This is a genomic window from Duganella sp. 3397, assembly GCF_031456625.1.
Taxonomy (GTDB): domain Bacteria; phylum Pseudomonadota; class Gammaproteobacteria; order Burkholderiales; family Burkholderiaceae_D; genus Rugamonas; species Rugamonas phyllosphaerae.
The window spans coordinates 26954-48235 of the sequence record NZ_JAVDVB010000004.1; the positions used below are offsets into that span (position 1 = coordinate 26954).

At 66.2% G+C, this 21282-nt stretch carries 21 protein-coding genes, 1 tRNA gene and 1 pseudogene; 6 read left to right on the plus strand and 17 right to left on the minus strand.

The window, feature by feature from the left end; translation table 11 throughout:
• The first annotated feature begins 4 nt into the window (after nucleotides 1-4).
• A tRNA-Gly gene (locus J2X54_RS12850) sits at nucleotides 5-78 on the plus strand.
• Nucleotides 79-84: 6 nt separating this feature from the next.
• Here J2X54_RS12850 and J2X54_RS12855 read toward each other — a convergent pair.
• The 6 genes from J2X54_RS12855 to J2X54_RS12880 all read right to left on the minus strand — a co-directional run bounded on the left by J2X54_RS12855 (nucleotide 85) and on the right by J2X54_RS12880 (nucleotide 4326).
• Entirely contained in the window at nucleotides 85-375 is a 291-nt protein-coding gene (locus J2X54_RS12855; RefSeq protein ID WP_310181213.1) for a type II toxin-antitoxin system RelE/ParE family toxin, read from the minus strand.
• Entirely contained in the window at nucleotides 363-653 is a 291-nt protein-coding gene (locus J2X54_RS12860) for a CopG family ribbon-helix-helix protein (protein ID WP_310181214.1), read from the minus strand. Before J2X54_RS12860 ends, J2X54_RS12855 begins: the two co-directional genes overlap by 13 nt.
• Before the next feature lie 244 nt (nucleotides 654-897).
• Entirely contained in the window at nucleotides 898-1791 is an 894-nt protein-coding gene (locus J2X54_RS12865; RefSeq protein WP_310181215.1) for a hypothetical protein, read from the minus strand.
• Between the two features lie 80 nt (nucleotides 1792-1871).
• The gene (locus J2X54_RS12870) at nucleotides 1872-2570 is read right to left on the minus strand and encodes a YafY family protein (RefSeq protein WP_310181216.1); all 699 of its coding nucleotides are present in this window, start codon (nucleotides 2568-2570) and stop codon (nucleotides 1872-1874) included.
• Nucleotides 2567-3508: an NAD(P)-dependent alcohol dehydrogenase gene (locus J2X54_RS12875; RefSeq protein WP_310181217.1), complete on the minus strand. Its 942-nt coding sequence runs from the start codon at nucleotides 3506-3508 to the stop codon at nucleotides 2567-2569. Before J2X54_RS12875 ends, J2X54_RS12870 begins: the two co-directional genes overlap by 4 nt.
• An 83-nt stretch (nucleotides 3509-3591) precedes the next feature.
• Nucleotides 3592-4326 (minus strand): SDR family oxidoreductase, encoded by a 735-nt coding sequence (locus J2X54_RS12880; RefSeq protein ID WP_070249129.1) that lies wholly within the window; start codon nucleotides 4324-4326, stop codon nucleotides 3592-3594.
• A 268-nt stretch (nucleotides 4327-4594) separates the two neighbouring features.
• Here J2X54_RS12880 and J2X54_RS12885 point away from each other — a divergent pair, with 268 nt between their 5' ends.
• Nucleotides 4595-5734: an MFS transporter gene (locus tag J2X54_RS12885; protein ID WP_310181219.1), complete on the plus strand. Its 1140-nt coding sequence runs from the start codon at nucleotides 4595-4597 to the stop codon at nucleotides 5732-5734.
• A 147-nt stretch (nucleotides 5735-5881) separates the two neighbouring features.
• On the opposite strand, the gene J2X54_RS12890 is transcribed toward J2X54_RS12885, so the two are convergent.
• Entirely contained in the window at nucleotides 5882-6316 is a 435-nt protein-coding gene (locus J2X54_RS12890; RefSeq protein WP_310181220.1) for a DUF2141 domain-containing protein, read from the minus strand.
• A 139-nt stretch (nucleotides 6317-6455) separates the two neighbouring features.
• On the opposite strand from J2X54_RS12890, the pseudogene J2X54_RS25735 reads away from it, so the two are divergent.
• Nucleotides 6456-6719: pseudogene (locus J2X54_RS25735) on the plus strand (beta-carotene hydroxylase); the annotation flags it as partial.
• 88 nt (nucleotides 6720-6807) lie between these two features.
• Here J2X54_RS25735 and crtB read toward each other — a convergent pair.
• The 5 genes from crtB to J2X54_RS12920 are packed head-to-tail and all read right to left on the minus strand — an operon-like array spanning nucleotide 6808 to nucleotide 12878.
• Nucleotides 6808-7803: a 15-cis-phytoene synthase CrtB gene (gene crtB, locus J2X54_RS12900; protein WP_310181221.1), complete on the minus strand. Its 996-nt coding sequence runs from the start codon at nucleotides 7801-7803 to the stop codon at nucleotides 6808-6810.
• A complete protein-coding gene (locus J2X54_RS12905) occupies nucleotides 7800-9299 on the minus strand; it encodes a phytoene desaturase (protein WP_070249126.1) in 1500 nt (499 codons plus the stop codon). The genes crtB and J2X54_RS12905 overlap by 4 nt, the downstream gene beginning before the upstream one ends.
• Complete coding sequence (gene crtY, locus J2X54_RS12910; protein ID WP_310181223.1) at nucleotides 9296-10534, minus strand: lycopene beta-cyclase CrtY; 1239 nt, start codon at nucleotides 10532-10534, stop codon at nucleotides 9296-9298. The genes J2X54_RS12905 and crtY overlap by 4 nt, the downstream gene beginning before the upstream one ends.
• Nucleotides 10531-11940 carry a glycosyltransferase gene (locus J2X54_RS12915; protein WP_310181224.1) on the minus strand — a complete coding sequence of 470 codons (1410 nt, stop codon included), beginning with the start codon at nucleotides 11938-11940 and terminating at the stop codon, nucleotides 10531-10533. Before J2X54_RS12915 ends, crtY begins: the two co-directional genes overlap by 4 nt.
• Nucleotides 11937-12878, minus strand: coding sequence for a polyprenyl synthetase family protein (locus J2X54_RS12920; RefSeq protein WP_310181225.1), 942 nt, complete (start codon nucleotides 12876-12878; stop codon nucleotides 11937-11939). Before J2X54_RS12920 ends, J2X54_RS12915 begins: the two co-directional genes overlap by 4 nt.
• 179 nt (nucleotides 12879-13057) lie before the next feature.
• Here J2X54_RS12920 and J2X54_RS12925 point away from each other — a divergent pair, with 179 nt between their 5' ends.
• On the plus strand, nucleotides 13058-13858 hold the full coding sequence (locus J2X54_RS12925) for a transporter substrate-binding domain-containing protein (RefSeq protein WP_310181226.1): 801 nt from the start codon (nucleotides 13058-13060) through the stop codon (nucleotides 13856-13858).
• Between the two features lie 75 nt (nucleotides 13859-13933).
• The gene (locus J2X54_RS12930) at nucleotides 13934-14176 is read left to right on the plus strand and encodes a hypothetical protein (protein ID WP_070249122.1); all 243 of its coding nucleotides are present in this window, start codon (nucleotides 13934-13936) and stop codon (nucleotides 14174-14176) included.
• Here J2X54_RS12930 and J2X54_RS12935 read toward each other — a convergent pair.
• Together J2X54_RS12935 and J2X54_RS12940 are read right to left on the minus strand one after the other, a co-directional pair.
• A complete protein-coding gene (locus J2X54_RS12935) occupies nucleotides 14164-15552 on the minus strand; it encodes an MFS transporter (RefSeq protein WP_310181229.1) in 1389 nt (462 codons plus the stop codon). The two genes, J2X54_RS12930 and J2X54_RS12935, sit on opposite strands and share 13 nt — an antisense overlap.
• 140 nt (nucleotides 15553-15692) lie before the next feature.
• On the minus strand, nucleotides 15693-17048 hold the full coding sequence (locus tag J2X54_RS12940) for a GH1 family beta-glucosidase (RefSeq protein ID WP_310181231.1): 1356 nt from the start codon (nucleotides 17046-17048) through the stop codon (nucleotides 15693-15695).
• Nucleotides 17049-17313: 265 nt separating this feature from the next.
• Here J2X54_RS12940 and trmB point away from each other — a divergent pair, with 265 nt between their 5' ends.
• Nucleotides 17314-17991: a tRNA (guanosine(46)-N7)-methyltransferase TrmB gene (trmB, locus tag J2X54_RS12945; RefSeq protein ID WP_070249120.1), complete on the plus strand. Its 678-nt coding sequence runs from the start codon at nucleotides 17314-17316 to the stop codon at nucleotides 17989-17991.
• 12 nt (nucleotides 17992-18003) lie between these two features.
• Here the strand turns inward: trmB and J2X54_RS12950 are convergent, their stop codons facing one another.
• Genes J2X54_RS12950 through J2X54_RS12960 form a run of 3 tightly spaced genes read right to left on the minus strand, consistent with a single transcriptional unit; the run spans nucleotide 18004 to nucleotide 21276 of the window.
• Nucleotides 18004-18516 (minus strand): hypothetical protein, encoded by a 513-nt coding sequence (locus J2X54_RS12950; RefSeq protein ID WP_310181232.1) that lies wholly within the window; start codon nucleotides 18514-18516, stop codon nucleotides 18004-18006.
• A 53-nt stretch (nucleotides 18517-18569) separates the two neighbouring features.
• On the minus strand, nucleotides 18570-20357 hold the full coding sequence (locus J2X54_RS12955; RefSeq protein WP_310181233.1) for an amidohydrolase: 1788 nt from the start codon (nucleotides 20355-20357) through the stop codon (nucleotides 18570-18572).
• Between the two features lie 22 nt (nucleotides 20358-20379).
• Nucleotides 20380-21276 carry an EamA family transporter gene (locus J2X54_RS12960; RefSeq protein WP_310181234.1) on the minus strand — a complete coding sequence of 299 codons (897 nt, stop codon included), beginning with the start codon at nucleotides 21274-21276 and terminating at the stop codon, nucleotides 20380-20382.
• Nucleotides 21277-21282: the final 6 nt, after the last annotated feature.

The window sequence follows — 21282 nt, forward strand, 5'->3', positions numbered from 1 at the left end:
CCACGCGGGTGTAGTTCAATGGTAGAACGGCAGCTTCCCAAGCTTCATACGAGGGTTCGATTCCCTTCACCCGCTCCAGGTGTCTCACTCGCCAGCTTCTTTCTGGTGGCGCACCGCCAATATCGTCACCGCAGATGTCGCAACGCGATACCGCACCACGTAGCCGCTATCGCCAAAATCGATTTGCCATTCACGGAATGGCTCATCCATATCCTCTATTGGCCGACCGATTTGCGGCTGCTTTTCCAATACCTGCACCCCTTGCCTGATCGCTTGAGCAGCACGCTTCGCAGCACCTGGATTTTTATCTGCCAGGAAGCGATAAAGGCGTTGGACATCGTGCAGCGCCGGAGGTGACCAGATCAGCGGTGGCATTCTGGGGGCGGAACATCATGGCCTTCAGCCAGCTGTGCCAGCCACGCATCGGCTTCTTCGGCGGTGGCATGCAAACCTGTGGCCTGGAATTGTTCCCATGCTTTGAGCGTATCCTGCCGGAAGGCTTCACGTTTCTCTTCGCGCTCCAGGTACTGCGCAACCGCTTCTCGCATCATCCAGTGCGGGGTTCTGCGACGAGACTGCGCAAGGAGGTCCAAACGGGCGCGGGTATCCGGGTCGAGCTTTACCGATACGGGGCGGGCAATGTTGTCCGTCATGTCAGGACTCCTGTACGTTATTGATAGGTATTACCTTAGCATACTCTTTGTCTGGAGCTTTTCAAACCCGCCCGTGGTAAACGACACAACGCCCCCGCAGTCCATAGAACCACGAGGGCGCAGCTTGTATCCCTAAAACGTCGTCAGCACAAAATCAATGCACGAACAACGCAATCAGGATCACGATTGGCAGCGGGATGCCCAGTAACAGCAACAGGATCGAGCGCATGGTGGTCTCCTTCGATTAAATGGTGGTGCGTACGAACACGCGGGCATGGTCGCGGTGGCGGCCGCCGACGGTGGCCAGCAGGCTGGCGACGAAGGCGCCCAGCAGCAGGGCGACGAACATCCACAGGGCCGAGTGGGCGGCGGCTTTGCGCGCTTCGTCGGCGGCGGCTTTGGCTTTGGCCTTGACGTCGGCGGCCGCTTGCTTGGCCTGGGCGTAAATCAGGTCCACGCGCTGCTCGGCTTCGGCCTGGGTCAGGCCGGTGCGCTTGGCGATGATTTGCGCCATGTAGTTGCGGTCGTCGGCGTTGATCTTGCCGTTGGCCAGGTCGGCCAGCAGGATGCGGTTGATCTCGGCGCGCTCGGCCTCGGTCGCTGGCGAGCCGCCCGGCGAGCGCAGCACCATGTCGGAGAAGTAGTTGGTGCCGTCGTCCTTGGCGCCAGCTGCTGCAACACCAGCGGTGACCGCCGGTGCGGCGGCGCCGGCGGTGTCGATGGCGCCGCCGATCACGGCGCGCACGCCGCCGGCCAGCACGGCAACAGTGACCAGCGTGGCCACGGCCCAGGCCAGCAGGCCGTGGGCAGTGTCGCGGAAGTGCACTTCATCGCTTTGCACGCCGGCCCATTTGACGCGCAGGCGGCCGGCCATGTAGCCGCCGATGCCCGCTGCGGCCAGCTGGGTAAAGGCGATCCATCCGATGGCGGCGGCGCCCAGTGCGCCACCGTTGTTGTACTCGTACGGCGAGACCGACGACAGGCCCAGGCCCATGCCGAGGATCAGCAGGATGAACGAAAGGGTGGACGCGGCTGCGGCGCCGGCCAGGATGGCCCCCCACGATACGCCCGAAGATAAATTGTCACTCGATTCGCGGCTGACGACTGTCGCTCCCGGTCCTGCTGGTTGTGCATGCATGATTGCTCCTTGTTGAATGTGATTCAGGCAGGGGTGATCATGCGCCAAGGACGAGCAGGTGTATGTTCGCGCACCAACCTTCAGCCACAATCGCGCTGGCGGCACGGATTGTTCACATCCGCGCGCCACTGCTTCACCAGCTGGCGCCGGTGGCCCGGGTAGCACTCGTCGAGAAACGCCAGTGTGGCGATGCGGTCCACGCGCAGCACGCGGAACGCGCCGCTGGTCTCGCACCACGCCGCCACCGACCAGCGCGAATCGACAAATCCCAGCATCACCGGCCAGATGACCAGTGCCGCGCGCGGCTCGGCATCGTCGAGCAAACTGACGCGCACCTTGCGCTGTTCGCGCACCGCCCGCCGCAGACGGCCCAGGACCACGCCGGCGTGGTCCTGGTGGCGGCTGATGTAGAGCGCGTTGTCGTCGAGGGTGCGGCGCAGGTCCGGCGTGAGCACGGCGTCGATTTTCGCCAGCGCGTTTTGCACCGCGCGCGCCAGGCCTTCGTCGGTGTGGCGACTGACCCACTGGGCGCCGGCCACCAGTGCCTGCAATTCTTCTTCGGTGAAGGTGAGCGGCGGCAGCGTGTAGCCGGGTTTCAAAAGATAGCCCACGCCTGCTTCGCCGGCGATGTCGGCGCCCATGGTTTGCAGGGTGGCGATGTCGCGCCGCAGCGTGCGCAGCGACACGCCCGTCTCGCGCGCCAGCACCGCGCCGGCCACCGTGCCGCGATGGCGGCGCATCACCTGCATCAGGTCCTGCAAGCGGTGACTGCGCGTCATGGCCGGTCCATCCTGATCACGGCCTTGCCACCGAGCCGTTGCCCCTGTTCCAGCGCGGTGATGATGGCGATCGCGTCGCCCAGCGGTGCCACCTTGCCGATCGACAGCCGCAGCGCGCCGTCGCCGGCCTGGCGCGCCAGTTGATCGAGCAGGTCTGCGCGCGGCGCGCACATCACCAGTTTGAGGCGCCGGTCGAACACGGCGCGCAAAAATTTGCCCGGCGTGGGATGCAGGTCCAGCAGCACGCCGCCCGGTTTGAGCAGGCCGAAGCCGGTCGCCATGGTCAGGTTGGCAGCGGTGTCGAAGACGGCGTCGTAGCGGGTGGCGAGGCGCGACAAATCGGTGCTGCTGTAATCGTACGCGTGCTCCACGCCGAGTGCGCGCGCGCGTTCCATGTCGGCCTCGCTACACGTGCCCGATACGCGCACACCGGCGCCGCGCGCCAGTTGCACCGCCGCTTCGCCCACCGCGCCCATGCAGCCGTTGATGAACAGGTGCTGGCCAGCTGCCAGGGCGGCCTTGTCGAACAGCGCGTTCCAGGCTGTGACGCCGGGCGTACCGAGGCAGGCGGCCTGGTCGAAATCGAGATTGGCCGGCTTGCGCGCCAGTGCGCTGTCGTTGGCGATGACGGCCGTGCCGAGCGCGCCGCACTGCTTGAAGCGCGACTGGCCGAAGACCTCGTCGCCCACCTTGAAGCGGGTAACACCGGGCCCCACCGCCATCACCGTGCCGGCCAGGTCCATGCCCATGGCGCGCGGGAAGCGCTTGCCGGTGACGATTTTCATCTCGCCCTGGCGCATTTTCCAGTCGATGGGGTTGATGGCGGCAGCCGTGACGCGCACCGCCACCTGGCCCTTGGCGGGCGCTTCCAGCGTAAACGGCGCCACGCGCATCTCTTGCGGGCCGCCGTATTGCTGGTACTCGAGTCGTTTCATCATGGTCATGCTCACTGTTGGGCTGGTAAGGCTTCAATGTAGCGCACGCTGGTGCCAGTTCCTGTCACCAGCGTGCTGCGCTGACCTCACGCGCGGTTCATGCGCGCAAACAGCGCCTCGCCCATCTTGCGCGAACCGGCCGATAGTCCGACCAGCACCTCGTCCTGGCCGGTGGCCAGTTGCGCCAGCGCGTCGGCGACGAAGTCGTCGGCCGACATCATCGGCGCGCTGGCTGTGCCGCTGCTGCGGGCACCGCCGCCCAGTCCGGTATCGACGATGGGCGGCGCCATTTCCACCACCCGCACGCTGGTATGGCGCAACTGGTGGCGCAGGCTCAGCGTGTACGAGTGCAGCGCAGCCTTGGTGGCGCAATACACGGGCACGTCGGCCATCGGTGCAAACGCCAGACCCGAACTGACATTGATGATCACTGACGGGTGGCGTTGCAGCGCGGGCAGCAGGGCGCCGGTCAGCAGCACCGGCGCTGTGAAGTTGGTGGCCACTTCCAGCTCCAGGCCATCAAGCGCATCGGGCTCGGCCAGCTGGCGCCGGTATTGGACGCCGGCGTTGTTGACCAGCACATTGAGGTCGGGATGGGCGGCGTGCAGCCACCCGACCAGCGCGCGCCGGCTGGCACTGTCGTTGAGGTCGCACACGCGCGTAACCAGTTCCGGTACCTGCGCCTGGGCCGAGTCGAGCGCTGTCTGGTTGCGGCCGCAGATGATCACGCGGTTGCCGCGCAGTGCCAGGGCCCGCGCCAGTGCAAAGCCGATGCCGGCGGCGCCGCCGGTGATGAGGATGGTGTTATTGGTGAGATTCATGTCGCTGTCTTTCTCGAGTTTAAGAAAGGCGTGCCTACGAAAGGACGGATGCCGCAGGCACACCTGGACGACCGGCAAAAGCCGGGTCAGGTGTCGCGGATACCCTGTAGGGAAAAGCTGCCACCCCGGGGCGGGGCGGTGACCGGGCTACCATCTGGTCTGCGCTCTTTCGACAGACACTTTATAGCAGGTTTCTTGCCGCGTTGCACGCCCTGCGCCAGGTTGCCGTATACTTCACGGTTCACCTCGCTCAAATCCCGGAATCCCCATGCACGTCGGTCCCCAGCAACGCCGCTCCACCCGCCTCGCTTTTCTTGCCGCCGGTCTTGCCATGGCGGCCTGGGCGCCGCTGGTGCCGTTTGCCAAGGCACGGCTGGAGCTCGGCGAAGCGGACCTCGGTCTGTTGCTGCTGTGCCTGGGTGCTGGTTCGCTGATGGCGATGCCGGCCATCGGCCTGATGACCGCGCGCTTCGGTTGCCGCATCGTGATGCTGGTGGCGGGACTGTGCGTGTGCCTGATCCTGCCTGCGCTGGCGATCGCGCCCACGCCGCTGGCGCTGGGCGCCGCGCTGTTCGGCTTTGGCGCTTCGCTCGGCGCGCTCGACGTGGCCATGAATGTACAGGCCGTGATCGTCGAGCGCGAGAGCGGCGGACGATTGATGTCGGGCTTCCATGGCCTGTTCAGCGTCGGTGGTTTTGTTGGCGCCGGGCTGATGGCGGCCATGTTGTGGCTGGGCTTGACGCCGGTGCTGGCCATCGTGATCGTGGCGGTGCTGGTGGCGTTGGCGCTGCTGTTCGGCGCGCCGCATTTCCTGCGCGAGCCCGAGGCGGCCGACCGCGAGGCGCCGATGTTCGTGGTGCCGCACGGCGCCGTGATCTTCATCGGTGTGCTGTGTTTCCTGTGCTTCCTGGCCGAAGGCGCCGTGCTCGACTGGAGCGCGCTGTTGCTCACGGCCGAGCATGGCATGGACGCGGCCCGCGCCGGCCTCGGCTATGCCGCGTTTGCGGCGGCGATGACCATCGGCCGCCTGACCGGCGATCGCGTGGTGGCCAGGCTGGGCGGCAAGCGGGTGATGCTGCTCGGTGGCCTGTGCAGCGCGCTCGGCTTCTTCCTGGCCGTCATGGCCAGCTCGGCGCCGCTGGCGCTGCTGGGCTTTTTGCTGGTGGGACTGGGCGCCTCGAACGTGGTGCCGATCCTGTTCACCGCCGCCGGCAACCAGGACGCCATGCCGGCCGGACTGGCCATCGGCGCCATCACCACGATCGGCTATGCCGGCATCCTGGCCGGGCCGGCCGTGATCGGCTTCGTCGCCCACGCATCGAGTCTGACCGTGGCCTTTGCAGGCCTCGGTGGCGCGATGCTGGCGATTGCCGCCAGCGCCCGCCTGGGCGCGAACGCAAAAAGCTGATCGACAAACAACATGGGCTGCAAACTTACGTTGACAGCCTTAACCGATACTCGGTAGTATGAAAACGATTTCAAGGCCTTTGCGGGTCATGTGGTCCAGTGTTGTCTGTGGTCTTCAGCCCCCATGGTTTGCCGTGGGGGCATTTTTTTATTTCAGCGTGACCGGCACCACGATCTTGTCGTCACCGATCTCAATTGCCGCATCGGTAAAATCGGGCGGACCGAACTTGCCGCGCGCAGCGCGGCTGAACCCATAGTTTTCCTTCGGCACACCGATGAAGTTGCGGTCGAGCTTGTCATTCTGGTTTTCATCCTGGTAGACCAGCACTGCCCACGTACCTTTTGGCACGTTGTCGATGGTGACCGTGGTCTGGCCTGCTTGCGCCGGGGCCGAGCCCGAGTAGGCGCAATCCTTGAGGAAGTGTTCCTTGTCGCAGACGGCGGCATTGATCTTGCCCTTGCCGCCGGCCACGCCGCTGACCTTGACTTCCACGCTGGCGGCCGATGCCGAGCCGGCAAACAGGGCGCAGGCCAGCCACAGCATGGCGCGCGGGAAAAGGGGCTTGTGGTAGGCTGTGCTCATAGTGTTTCCTTTGTGTGAACAGTGGGTTGGAGCGGCGATGTTATCGAATGCGTTATCGAATGCGTTATTAAATACGGGCATAGTATTGCTGACCGTGGTGTTCATGGAACTGTTTTCCATCGTCGCGCACAAGTACATCATGCACGGTTTCGGCTGGGGCTGGCACCAGTCGCACCACGAACCGCGCACCGGCTGGTTCGAGAAAAACGACTTGTTTGCGGTGGTGTTTGCCGGCGTGGCGATCGCCCTGATCTGGTTCGGCACCGAAGGCTATGCGCCGCTGCAATGGATCGGCGCCGGCATGACTGCCTACGGCGCCTTGTACTTCATCGCTCACGACGGCCTGGTGCATCGCCGCTGGCCGTTTTCCTACACGCCGCGCAGCGGCTACCTCAAGCGCTTGTACCAGGCTCACCGCATGCACCACGCGGTGCCGGGCAAGCACGGCGCGGTGTCGTTCGGCTTCCTGTACGCGCCGCCCGTGGCCGACCTCAAGCGCCAGCTGCAGGCCCTGCACGGCGGCTCGCTCGAAGGCCGTCTTCAGCGCGACGCCGTTCCGGCGGAGGGCGCTGCCACAGGCCAGCAGGACGCTGGTCCATCTTCCGCCAGCGCGAAGTAAGCGCGCTCACGCCACCCTTGGCCAGCAGCCACAGCTTGGCTGCCTTCGATGTGCCCACCCGCTCGTCCCACGCGTGCGCGCCACGCGCCTTGACCTCGACGCCGATCTGCCGATAGACATTGCGCGCAGTGGCGATTGCCCATGCCGACCGCAAGGGCAGGGCGACGATGCCCTGGTTGGCTGAGTCGTAATACGGTTCCGCGTAATCGACCAGCCGCGCCGCCACGGTGGCCAGCGCTGCGCGGTGCTGCGGCAGCGCCAGTTCGGAGGGCGGGATGCCCGCCTCGCGCAGCCAGGCCGCAGGCAGGTAGCAGCGGCCGATCTGGGCGTCGGCCACGATGTCGCGCGCGATATTGGTCAGCTGGAAGGCCAGGCCCAGGTCGCAGGCGCGGTCGAGCACAGCGGCGTCCTTGGCGCCCATGATGGTGGACATCATCAGGCCCACCACGCCGGCCACGTGGTAGCAGTAGCGCAGCGTGTCATCGATGGTTTCGTAGCGCGCGTCGTGCACGTCCATGGCAAAGCCGGCCAGGTGGTCGTAGGCGTACTGCTGCGCAATTGCATGACCGAGCGCCACCTCCTGGAGCGCGGCAAACGCCGGCTCCTTCATTGGCTCGCCGGCGTAGGCGCGGCGCGTCTGATCTTCCAGTATGGCCAGTTCGGCGTAGGCATCGTGAGCAGGCGCCACGGCCGCCGGCGCAAAACCGAGCTCCTGGCCATCGACCACGTCGTCGCAATGGCGGCACCACGCGTACAGCATCAGCACGCTGCGCCGCACGTCGGCCGGGAACAGCGTGGCGGCGGCGGCAAAACTTTTCGAGCCCACCTTGATGGTCTCGGTGGCGTGCTCCATCAAGGCTTCGCTCATCGCGCTCCTTCCATCATTTCCGCGATCATCAGGCCGGCGGTGGCCTTGGCCGATCCGACCACGCCCGGCACGCCCGCACCGGGATGGGTGCCGGCGCCGACCAGGTAGAGATTGGCCAGGTCGGCGTCGCGGTTGTGCGGGCGGAACCAGGCGCTTTGGGTGAGGATCGGTTCGAGCGAGAAGGCCGAACCAACGTGGGCATTGAGCTGGTCGCGGAAATCGAATGGCGTGAAGAAGCGGCTGGTGACCAGCTGGCTGCGCAGGCCCGGCATGTAGCGCTCTTCCAGGTAGGCCAGGATGCGGTCGCGGTAGCGCGGACCTTCCACGTCCCAGTCGATGTCGGCGTTGCCCAGGTGCGGCACCGGCGCCAGTACGTAGTGGCTGCCGCAGCCCGGCGGCGCCAGCGACGGATCGGTCACGCACGGCGCATGCAGGTACAGCGAGAAATCTTCGGCCAGCGTTTTGCCATTGAAGATTTCCTTGATCAGCGGCTGGTAGCGCGGACCGAAGCACACGGTGTGGTGCTGCAGCTGGCTGTGGTGGTGGTTCAGGCCGAAGTACAGCACGAACAGCGAATTGGAATGGCGCTTGCCGGCCAGCGACTTGGCTTGCGCCGGGCCGCGCGGGTGCTGGCCCAGCAGCTTGCCGTACGTGTGCACCACGTCGGCGTTGGACGCCACTGCTTGCGCGGCAAAGGTGCGGCCGTCTTCCAGGCGCACACCGGTGACGCGGTTGGCGGACGTGTCGATCGCTGCCACCCTGGCATTGAGTTCGATCTTGCCGCCGATGTCTTCGAACAGCTTGACCATGCCGTTGATCAGGGCGCCGGTGCCTCCGCGCGGAAACCACACGCCCCACTTGCGCTCGAGCGCGTGGATCAGCGTGTAGATCGACGAGGTGGCAAACGGATTGCCGCCGACCAGCAGCGAGTGGAACGAGAACGCCATGCGCAGCTGCTCGTCCTTGATGAAGCGCGAGACCATGCCGTACACGCTTTTCCACGCTTCGAGCTTGGCCAGTTTCGGGCCGGCCGCCACCATGTCGCGGAACGACAGGAACGGCACCGCGCCCAGTTTCAAATAGCCCTCGTCGAACACGGCTTTCGAGTAGGCCAGAAAGCGCTGGTAGCCGGCCACGTCGTCCGGGTTGCGCGCGTGGATCTGGCGGTCCAGCGCTTCCTGGTCGTTGGCGTAGTCGAAGTGGCTGCCGTCTTCCCAGCACAGGCGATAGAACGGCGCCACCGGCAGCATCTCCACGTAGTCGGACAGGCGCTTGCCGGCGACCGTAAACAGTTCTTCCAGTGCCGACGGATCGGTAATCACGGTAGGGCCGGCGTCGAAGGTAAAACCCTGGTCCTGGTACACGTAGGCGCGGCCACCCGGTTTGTCGCGCTGTTCGAGCAGCGTGGTCTGGATGCCGGCCGCCTGCAGGCGGATGGCGAGCGCGAGGCCGCCGAAGCCGGCGCCGATCACCACGGCCTGTTTTGCTTGGTTCATGCGGATGTCCTGATCTGTTGAGGTTGAGTTTTGAGTGCGGCTGCCACGGCCTGGCCCACCGGCACTGGCGGCTTGCCGGAGACCACGCGCAGCTGGTCGCCCAGGGTCAGGCGGCCGGCATAGAAGCGGGCGATCAACGGGGCGGACAGCGTATAAAAGCGCTGCATCACGCGCCAGCGGTGGTCGGCTTCTCCGGCCAGGAACAGCATGCGGTTAAGCAGGCGGAAAAAGCGCTGGCGGCGCCATTCGCCGGTGGCGTGCTGGCGGATGGCGGCAAACAGCGCCGGCGCGCGCAGGTCTGGTTGTTGCGCGATGCGTTCGGCCAGCCGTACCGCGTGAGGCAGCGAGTAGCCGGTAGTCGGGTGGAACAGGCCGGCGCGCAGCCCTGCGCTGGGCTGGCCGCGCAGGTCGTCCCAGTAGCCGTCGTGGTCGGACGCCAGCGTGATCGGCAGCGCGCCGCGTTCCTCGCGCAGCACTTGCGCGATGGACCAGCCGCGCGCGGCCGCGTAGGCGGCGATGTTGGCGCGCAGGCGCTCGGGATCGCGCCCGGGTGCATCGACGTAATGGGTGTCTTCGATCAGCAGCCGGTCCGGCCCGAACGGCAGCACGTACACGAAACGGTAGCCGCCCTGCTGGGCCACGCTGGCGTCCATCAGGATCGGCGCGGTCAAGCCGTGCGGTGCGGCCAGCTGCACTTCCTGGCCGAGAAAGGTCTGGAAGCCCAGCGCCAGGCGGCTGCTGGCAGCCGCGCCGCGTCCGTCGATGACGGCGCCAGCGTGCAGCACGGTGCCATCGACGAGGGTGACCGTGGTGGGCGTGAGCGAGGCAATCGTGGTGTTGGTGCGCAAGGTGTCACCCAGCACCGGCGTGAGCACGCGGGCGAAATCGTCGGACGCGATGCTGGCGTAGCCGCCTGCCAGCGTGCGCTTGAGTTCCGGGAAGATCACGTCGTAGCGCGGCCAGCGCGCCGAGACCAGCGGCGCGATCCAGGCGCGCTGGGCGTCATCGAGATCGCTGTCGTGGAACGACCAGGTGTGGTTGCCGCCGATCTGCGCGTCCTGTTCCAGCAGCAGGATGCGCAGCTCGGGGCGCGCCGTGCGCAGGCGCCAGGCGATCAGGCCATTGGCCAGGCCGCCGCCGACCAGGACCAGGTCGTAGGGCTTTGCGCCGGTGCCGGCGCCGTTGCCGGTGCTGTGGCGCATGCGCCGGCTGGCGTCGTCATGGCTGGTGCTCACGCTGCTGCTCCTGCCGGTGTTCGCGCCAAGGCCTGTTCCACGATATCGGCCGCGCGCGCAGTGCCGCCGGCCTGCGCCAGTTCGGCCGACAGCGGCGCCAGGCTGCGCTGGTACGACGGATCGTTCAGCAGCGCGCGCAGGTGCGCAGCCAGCGCGCTGGCGCCAGTGATGCGTGCCGACGCCTTCCGGCCGATGCCCGCATGGCTCACGCGCGCGGCCACGCCGGGCTGGTCGAAGGCGATCGGCAGCGCCAGCATCGGCGTGCCGGTGGCAATCGCATCCATCACGGTATTGAGGCCGGCATGGGTGACCACGGCGTTGGCGCGTGCCAGCGCTGCCTGCTGCGGCGCGAACGCGCACACGGTGGTGGCGCCTGGCGTGCCGGCGTGTTCGATGGCTTTGGCCTGGTGTTCGGACAGGCCGCCACAGTGGGCTGCCAGCAATTGCACGTCCAGCGCGCGGCAGGCCCGGGCGATGCGCTGGAAGGCGCCGAAGCGCTGGCCCTGCAAGGTACCCAGCGAGGCGAACACCAGCGGCCGGTCCGGATCGAACGCGGGCAGCGGCGTGATGGTGGCCCGGGTGCCTGCACCGTCACTGGAGCGCAGTGGCCCCACGTGATGAAAACTGGCAGGCAGGTGCTGGCGCGGAAAGTCGAAGCCGGCGATGGTCTGGCTGATCTGCGCCAGCGGCGACAGGCACTCGTGCATGGCGCCGCGCGCGGACAAGCCCAGCCGACGCGCCTGGCGTTCGATGGCGCGCCGGTGGGGGGTCATGATCCAGTCGTATACACCGGTGCTGCCGGCCACCATTTGCAGGCCGCGTTCGCTGGCGTCGTAACCGAAGGGCATTACCGGCAGCGGCACGGCTGCCTCGCGGTTGACGGGCAGCGCGCACGCCACCGAGATAAAGGGCAGTTGCAGCGCCTCGGCCACCAGGCCGGCGGCCGCTTCCATCTGGTCGCCGAGCAGGGCGTCGATGCGCAATGCCTCGATGGCGTTTGGTAATTCCTCGCACAGCATGTCGGTGGCGGCGGCCATGTCGAGGATGACCTTGCGCAGGCCTAGCGGGCTGCCAGGATTGGCGGCGCGGCGCAGCGCCGCCTCCAGCGAGCCGGACGGAAAACGGTCGGCGCCGAGCGCGTGGAAGGCGATACCGGGAACGATAACGCCCCCGATGCAACCGCCGCCATGGCCTATGCCAGTGCCGGGGCTGCGGTCCATGCCGCCGTTAGCGGCGTGGGCGCTGCGGGGGCCGAGGTAGGCAGCCGCATCGGGCCGATGCAGGAAGGTCACGCGGTGGCCACGCCGTACCAGTTCGCCAGCCAGCGCGGCCAGCGCGCTGAAATGGCTGGGAAACGCCGGCGCCACCACGCCGAAATGGCGCGGCGCGCGTAACTCGGCGGTCACGACGCGCGCGCAGCGGCCAGCGGGCTGGCGTTGCGGAACAGCGTGCCCACCAGGCTGCGCGTGCCCTGCTTGCCGCCGATGGCGTCGCTCAGGTAGGTATCGGCTTCGCGCAGGTGGTCGGCCAGGCGGCCGGCCGTGCGTTCGCGTCCCAGCGTGGCGTTGAAGGTGGCTTTGCCGGCGTCCTGGCCGGCGTCCTTGCCGGTGATGGCGGCGTCGGCGTCGTCGAGCAGGTCGTCCTTGATCTGGAACGCCTGGCCGGCCGACAGCGCAAACGCGCGCAGTGCTTGCAGCACGCGTTCGTCGGCCTCGGCGATGAGGGCGGCCATTTCCACGGACAGGCCCAGCAGCACGCCGGTTTTCAGTTCGTTGGTGCGGGCGATGTCGTCGAGCGAGCGCTGCGGGTTACCGTGCAGGTCGAGGAACTGGCCGCGCACCAGCCCTTGCGCGCCCACGGTATCGGCCAGTGCGCCGACCAGGCGGGTGCGTACGTGGGCCGGAATGCCGGGCGCCTGCGACAGCAACTGGAAGGCGCGGCTGAGCAGGGCGACCGAGGCCAGGATGGCGACGTGCTCGCCAAACTGGCGATGCACGGTGGGCAGGCCACGGCGCAGCTTGGCGTCATCCATGCATGGCAGGTCGTCGAGGATCAGCGAGGCGGCGTGTACCAGTTCCACCGCGCAGGCGGCGTCGAGCAAGGCTGGCGAAGTGCAGCCGAGGTCGCGCGCGACCACCATCAGCAGCAACGGGCGCATGCGCTTGCCGGTGCCGAGCGCGGCGGCGCGCATGGCGCCGGTGAGAGGATCGGCCCGGCCATGGTCGGGCAGGGCCTGGCTGAGCCGATCTTCGATCTGGCGGCGGATGTCTTCCATGTCCGCCGCCGACGAATCATGGCCCGCTTCGATACCGACGCTGCTGGACCGTGAATTCTGGGTAGGCATGGCGCACTTCCTTATGCTGTTGTTTTGTGCCCTCATCATACTCAAGCTTTATCAATCTGGTGGCTTCGTTCCAATCGTGCGATGCCGAAAAATAGCGGGTCAATCCCGAGACAGCGCAAGCACCTGCCGCCTGGCAGCCATGCTAAGATCGATGGGTTTCTTACTAGAAAGATGAGCCCATGCACGTCACCGTGTTGAGCAAATGCTTGCTGGCATCGACCCTGGCAGCCGGTGTCGTTCTCCCGGCGCTGGCCGTGGAGCGGCTGGCCGTTGGCGCGAGCTTTCGCTACCTGTTCGAGCAGGATGCCGAAGGTCGTGTGAGTGGCTTGGGCGTCGATGTGCTCAACGCGCTCGCGGCCCGCGCCGGCGACACCATCCGCTACCAGATGTATCCATGGCCGCGGGCGCAGGCCATGGTCGAACGGGGCCAGGCCGATATCCTGATCGGTCCTTACCGGTCCGCCGAACGGCTCAGGCGGTTCGACTTCCTCGACCAGCCTTTTTATCGCGACCGCCTGGTGTTTTATGCCAGGCGCCAGGGTGGCATGACGTGGCACGGCGAGTACGCCAGCCTGGCCGGCAAGCGGGTGGCCGCGGTGCGTGGCTGGTATTACGGCAACGCCTTCGATGCGGCGCGCCCGAGGTTCGAGCTGAGCGAAGTGGCGCAGGTGGAGAATGGCTTGCAGATGCTGGCGGTAGGCCGGGTGGACCTGTTCGCGGGCAACAGGCCGCATACCGAAAATCTGGTCCGTGCGCTGGGCCTGGCTGACAAGCTGACTGCCTTGTGTCCCGACATTGGCACCATCGACAGCTACCTGGCGTTCCCGCGCGCGGCCGCTTTTGCCGGTGCGCGGCGGCAATACAACGCCCTGCTCGAGCAGATGGTGCGCTCGGGCGAGTTGCAGCGGCTGGGGGCAAAAAACGGTGCGGCGGTGCCAGGCGCCGAACGTTTGGCCACGCCAGATGCGGGATGCAAGTAAGTCCGCACGGTAGTGTCAGGCGTGCAAGACCTTGCCGCTTGCGCTAAGCTGGAGCCTTCTGAACAGGAGAGCGCCATGACACCCGAGCTCGACAGACGGCAACGACAGCCGCAAACGTCGCAAACATCGGAAACCGCAGGCTGGCATTCCTTCGACTTCATCGTGCGCCAGGCCCTGCAGGTGCAGCGCGACATCGGCACCCCGGGCGCGGTGGAACTGCTGCAAAACATCGGGCTCAACCCGCAGGTGATCGCCCGCGTGCTGGGCCCCGAGCGCCAGGTCCGCGCTGAAGACTTGCAGGCAGTTCAGTCCTTGTGATGGAACGGCGCAAACCACGTCACCAAAAATGACGGAATGGTCGCCGCCATCACCAGCCAGAAGTAGTGCACGTAGCCGAGCGCCTGTTGCAGGTGGCCGCTGACCACGCCGGTCACCATCATGCACAAGCCCATCAGGCCGGTGCCGAATGCATAGTGGGTGGTGCTGTACTTGCCCGGCGCCAATTGCTGCATCAGGTAGATCATGAAGCCCACCGAGCCGAAGCCGTAAAAGAATTTCTCGATCGCCACGCCGGCGCTGATCACCCACAGGCTCTCCGGCTGGTACATGCTCATCAACAGGAACGTCACGTTCGGAATGTTCACCGCGCAGCACAGGATGAACAGGGTGGCTGGCAAACCCCGGCGCGAGACAAAAATACCGCCCAGCAGCGAGCCCACCAGCACGGCGATCAGACCGTACGTGCCGTAAACCAGTCCCAGCATTTCATTCGACAGGCCGAGGCCGCCCTTGGCGACCGGATCGACCATGAAGAACGGGCCGATCTTTTCCAGCAGGCCGATGCTGAGGCGGAACAGGAAGGCAAAGCCCACCATCAGCCAGACGTCGCGCTTCTGGAAGAAGGTGACGAACGAATCCCATAAAATGAAACCGGCTTCGCCGACCGACTTCGGGGCGTTTTCGGCCTTGGCGCCGTCCGGCATCACGCGTGCGTGCCAGATCGCCGAGACGATGATGATGGCGGCAACGATGAAGAAGATCACGCGCCACGATTCGATCCACTGCGGTCCGAACTCGCCGGCCGGGTGGCCGAAATAACGGGTGTGCAGCCAGCCGCTCAGGTACACCATGCCGCCCGAGGCGACGATGGGGCCGACGTTCCAGCTCAGGCTCTGGATGCCGCAGAACAGCGACTGCGCGCGCGAGTCGAGCGAGGTGACGTACACGCCGTCGGAGGCGATGTCTTGCGTCGCACCCACCAGCGACAGCAGGCCGAACAGGAACACCATCACCACCATGTAGTTAGGCAGTGACATGGCCAGTGCCACGCCGGCAAAGCCCACGCCCACGATCACCTGGGTGCACAGCACGAAGAATTTCTTGGTCCGGTACATTTCCACGAACGGCGCGAACAGCGGCTTGATGGTGTAGGCCAGGATCAGGTAGCTCGCGTATTCGGCAGCCTTGCCGTTGTCCATGCCCAGGTTCTTGAACATGATCGACGTCACGCTGGTGAGCATCATGTACGTGAGCGCCATGGCGAAATAGCTGCTTGGCACCCACAGCATCGGCGTGCCGGGGCGGAACATGGCAGCCAGCAGCGACGGGTGCTCGGCGCCGGGCGGCAGGCGCTGCGGCTTGGGCGCAGCGTGCGGCTGCACGGGCTGCACTGGCTGCGTGGATTCTTGGTGCATGGTGTCGTCCTCGTTGTTCTCTATGGAGTATAGCTGCGCGGGCGGGCTCTGCGGCCGGCTCTGCGGGTCCTCCGGCGCGAACGCCGAAGGACTACTACTGTACTGCGGTTGCGTTGCTCGGTTGCTCGGTGCTCAGCCGATTACGCGGCTTGTTCCAGCTTGGCGTCGGCGCGCTGCTGCACCAGGTAGTCGCGGTACCAAATTGCGCTGTGCTTCAGGGTGCGCTTCTGGGTTTCGTAATCGACGTGGACGATGCCGAAGCGCTTGGCGTAGCCCGAATTCCATTCGAAGTTGTCGAGCAGGCTCCACAGGAAATAGCCCTGCACGTCCACGCCTTGCAGGCGGGCGTCGTTGATGGCTTTCAGGTGGCGCAGCACGAAATCGATACGCGCTTCGTCCGGCACTTCGCCATCGACGATGGTGTCGGCGTTGGCCATGCCGTTTTCGGTGATGTAGATCGGTGGCAGGTCGTAGTCGGCGTGCAGCTTGAGCAGCAGTTCGGTCAGGCCGTCCGGGTAGATTTCCCAGCCCATGTCGGTGGTGCCCAGCTTGTTTTCGGGCTGGCGCGGCGGCACTTCGGCGCTGCAGAACGAGCGGAAATAGTAGTTCAGGCCCATGAAGTCGAGCTTGCCCTGGATGATGGCCAGGTCGCCATCCTGCACGTCCGGGGCGTTGTCGCCGTGGACCTTGAGCGCCAGCGCCGGGTAGTGGCCCTTGAAGATCGGGTCCATGAACCATTCCACCGAGCGCGAATATTCGAATTCGGCCATGACGATGTCGGCCGCGCTGTCGGTGGCGGCGTGCGCCGGCCACTGGTTCAGCACGATACCAAGCTGGGCCGAGCTGGCGACGTCGCGCATGGCGCGCATGGCCAGGCCGTGCGACAGCAGCAGGTGGTGCGACACCTGCACCGACTGCTTGATGTCGGCCACGCCGGGCGCGAACTGGGCGTTGCCGTAGCCAAGGTTGGCGGTGCACCAAGGCTCGTTATGAGTTGCAATCGTTTTCACGCGGTTGCCGAAGCGGCGGGCGACCTCGGCCGCGTAGTCGGCAAAATGGTAAGCGGTATCGCGGTTGAGCCAGCCGCCTTCGTCCTGCAGGCCCTGCGGCAGGTCCCAGTGGAACAGCGTGACGTGGGCGGCGATGCCACGGCTCTCGAGCTCGGTCAGGAGCTTGTCGTAGAAAGCGAAGCCGGCCTCGTTCCACGCGCCCTTGCCCTGCGGCTGCACGCGGGCCCAGGCGATCGAGAAGCGGTAGGCGTCCACGCCCAGGCTGGCCATGATGGCCACGTCTTCGGGATAGCGGTTGTAATGGTCGCAGGCGACATCGCCGTTGGTGCCGTCGATGATCTTGCCGGGCGTGTGGCTGAAGGTGTCCCAGATCGACGCACCCTTGCCATCGGCGGTGGCGCCGCCCTCGATCTGGAAGGCGCTGGTGGCGATGCCCCAGGTAAACGATGGCGGGAATTGGGTGAACTCGTGGCGAATGGCGGTCATGGGTCGGCTGTGGGTCGGCTTGCAGGTGGAAGAGGGCTTGAAAACGATTTCAAGCGGATGCGGAGATTAAACCCGAACTCCCATCCAGTGTCAATCATTTGATAACACGGTGGCATTGTTCAGCGGCGCCGGCACGCAACAAGCCGGGTGGAATGGCCGCGCCGGCCGGTAGAGGACCTGACCGCACTGATATAATGCCGCCTCATTCTTTCACCGCACCGCCACCATGTCTTCCGATACTCCCAAAGAACCCCCAGCGCGGGGCATGCTCTACGACCCGACCGAACACCGCATCCGCAGCTTCGTCACGCGCGCCGGGCGCCTGTCCACGGCCCAGGCGCGCGCGCTGGAAGAGCAGCAGCAGTTCCTGATCGGCTACGAAAAAGCGCCGCTCGACTACGCGCAGGCGTTCGGTCGCCAGGCGCCCACGGTGCTGGAAATCGGGTTCGGCATGGGCGGCACCACGGCCCACATCGCCGCCGCCATGCCGGAGAAGGATTTTATCGGCGTGGAAGTGCACACGCCGGGCGTGGGCAGCCTGCTCAAGCTGATCGGCGAGCAAAAGCTCACCAACCTCAAGGCGATCCAGCACGATGCGGTCGAGGTGCTCAACCACATGATTCCCGATGCCTCGCTGCATGGCGTGCACATCTTCTTCCCCGACCCGTGGCACAAGGCGCGTCACAACAAGCGCCGCCTGATCCAGGCGCCATTCGTCAAGCTGCTGGTGCAAAAGCTCGCCCCCGGCGGCTACCTGCATTGCGCCACCGACTGGGAAGACTACGCGGTACAGATGTTGGAAGTGCTGAGCGCGGAAGAGGGCCTGCAGAACACCGCCGACGGCTACGCGCCGCAGCCGGCCTATCGTCCGCTGACCAAGTTCGAGAACCGTGGCATCAAGCTGGGCCACGGTGTGTGGGACCTGGTGTTTTCGAAGAAGTAATCGGGGTTCGGCCTACCGCTTCTCGAGCGGCTCCAGGTCGAGCACCACGTGGTACGACAGGCGCGCGGTTTGCCATAAGCCGCCGCCGCGTACTTGCGCATCGCAGCTGGTCAGCTGGCCGGCAAAGCCGTCGCGCTTGAGGCGGGCGCGGAACACCACCGCCGCCTTGGCTTCCAGGTATCCCACCATTTGTCCTTGCAGGAACACGGCCACGGCCGCGTCTTCATACGCGTTGCGGTCGTCGCAGAACAGCATGGCCGTGTGCTGCGCGCGCGCGGCAGCGTCGCCATGCTCGCCAGCGAGTGCCTTCAGCACCGGCTGGTAGCGCGACTCGTTGACCACCTCCACCAGGAGGCGCCCGCCGTCGGACCAGTAATGGGCGACCGGGGTGTCGGGCAGCACCGGCGTGTACGGCGCGGCCGGCAGCGGCGGCAGCGCCACTTTTTGCGCCGGGTTGGATTTGACGATGCGGTAGACCACCAGCGCGGTGACGGCAATGATCAGGATGGAGATGAGGAGTTGCATGAGGTAACCGGGCAGCAGTATCAGGCCGCCATCTTAACCGATCACGCACGTGCCTACTGCATCGCCGCCGACTGGTACACCACCTTGCCACCGACCACCGTTTGCAGCACCTTGATGTGGGCGATGTCCTCGGCCGGTATCGTGAAGAAATTGCGGTCGAGCACGATCAGGTCGGCCAGCTTGCCGGTCTCGAGCGAGCCGGTCAGCTTTTCCTGGCGCAGCGTGTACGCAGCGTTGAGCGTGATCGCCCGCAGGGCCGCTGCGCGCGGCATGCCGGCCACGTCACCCAGCCGGCCTGCGTATTCGGCGCCGGCGTCGGGCGCGGCGGTGCGGGTCACGCCCACTTTCAAGGCAAACCATGCATCGAGCGGATCGACCGGCCAGTCGCTGCCGTAGGCGATGCGCGCGCCGGCGTCGAGCAGCACCGACTGCGGCTGCACCAGCGGGTAGCGCTGCGGGCCCATGTAGGGCTTGAGCGCGCCGAGCGTGTCGGGCGCCGGCTTGGCCCACTGGAACGACAGCACCGGCGTCACATCGAGTTTGGCGAAGCGGGCATAGTCGGCTGGCGCCACGATCTCGTCGTGGGCCAGCGCCGGGCGTGCCTTCTTGCCGGCCGGCGTGCCGCGCAGCCAGGCAATTGCATCGAGCGTCTCGCGCACGGCGCGGTCGCCGTCGACGTGGATGTGCGCGTCGATGCCGGCGCGCGCCAGCACGTCGAGCGTGGAGCGCAGCGCCGGTTGCGAGAAATAGGTGGGCGGGCCGTTGCTGGGGCCCGGCTGCCAGTCCGGTTGCTGCTCGGTGCCCTTGTTGACCAGGTAAGGCTCGAGCATGGAGCCGGTAAAGGCCGGCGCCGAGATCACGCCGTCCATGAACAGCTTGGCGTGGCGCACCTGCATCGATGGCGCCACTTTGGTCGGGCCCTGGTCGAACTGCTTTTTCTGGCGCAGCAGTTCGGCCACGGCGCGCTGCGGCGTGGCGCCCTTGTCGAGATCGATCAGCACCGCGAAGTGGGCGCGGGCGGTGAGCTTGCCCTGGCGTTGCAGGTCGGTGAACGCCGTCATGGTTTCGGGGTCGGTGTAGGCGTCGAGGAAAGACGTGATGCCCTGCTTGCGCATCGCTTCCAGCGCCTTGGTCGAGGCCGCCAGGTTCTCTGCCACCGTGAGCGGCGGCAGCAAATTCATCGCCATGTCCTGCGCGGCGTCTTCCAGCAGGCCGGTAGCCTGGCCGTTGCCGTCACGGGCGATCTTGCCGCCGGCCGGGTCGGGCGTTGTCGCCGTGATGTCGGCCACCGCGATGCCTTTGCTGTTGAGTTGCAACGAGTGGCCGAACGACGAGCGCACCAGGATCGGACGATCGGTCTTGAGCGCGTCCAGGGTAGCGGCAGTGGTTGTCACGCCGTCGGGCGACATGCCTTGCTGGAACCAGTTGACGACCACCAGCCAGCGCCTGGGATCGGCCTTGCCCAGGCGAACATCGCTGTCGATGCAGGCCTGGATGCGCTGCTGGAATTGCGGCACCGTCAGCGGCAGGTAGTCGAGGCTGCAGTTGAGCAGGCGGCTGCCGCCCGACTGCGGGTGCATGTGGCCGTCGATCAGGCCCGGCATCAGCATCTTGCCGGCCAGGTCGATGACCTTGGTTTTCTTGCCCTGCAGCCTGGTCGCGCCGGCATCGTCGCCGACGTACACGATGCGCCCGCCGCGCACGGCCAGCGCCTGCTGCACGCTGTCTTTCGCGTCCACCGTGACGATGGTGCCATTGCGGTAGACGGTGTCGGCCGGCGCAGCAGCATGGGCGGTGGCAAACGTCAGTGCCAGCAGGGCGAATAAACCGGGTCGGGTCATGCAGTCTCCAGAATCTCAGGCGCTAGAAGGCTGCCTTGAGACGGGCCCGCAGGGTGGGCGGCAGGAACGCCAGCACATTCCCCGCCAGCACCAGCGCCAGCCCGCACAGCGCGGCCGGTGTCCATTGGTAGCCTTCGTAAATGGTTGAAATCGTCAACGCGACGATGGGGAATAATACCGTGGAATAGGCGGCGCGGTCGGGGCCAATGCGACCGACCAGCAGCAGGTAGGCGGTAAAGCCGATCACCGAGCCGGGGATGGCCAGGTACAGCAGCGCCCACAGGTAGCGCGGCGACGGGTCGAGCGCGAACGGCATGCCCAGCGCCAGTGCGGCCACGCCCAGCGTGGTGGCGCCGATCAGCATGGCCCAGGTGTTGGTGAGCCACGGTGTCAGGCCCAGCGACTGCATGCGCGAGGACAGCAGGTTGCCGCAGGCGAAGCACCAGGTGCCACCCAGCGACAATGCCAGGCCCAGCAGCACGCCGCTGTCGTTCCAGTGGCCGCTCATTTGCGGCGCGAACAGCAGCACGATGCCGGCCAGGCCGAACAGCGCGCCGACCATCACCTGGCCCCGGATCGGCCGACCGAGGAACAGGCGGCCAGCGAGCGCGATCCACAGCGGCGCGGTGGAAAACACCACGGCCTCCTGGCCGCTGGTGATGTAGAGGGCGGCATAATAAAAGCACAGGAAGTTCAGGCAGAACAGCGCAATGCCCTGTGCGAACAAATAGCGCCAGGCCTGGCGCGGCGGCCACCAGCGCTGGCGCGTGACCAGTAACGCCGCCAGCAGCAGCGCGGCAGCGATCCAGAAGCGGTAGGCGATCGAGACCGGCGCGGGCACGACGCCCAGTTGAAAGGTGATGGCGATCCAGGTGGTACCCCAGATCAGGACGGTCAGCAGGTAGAGGAGTATGTTCATGGCGCC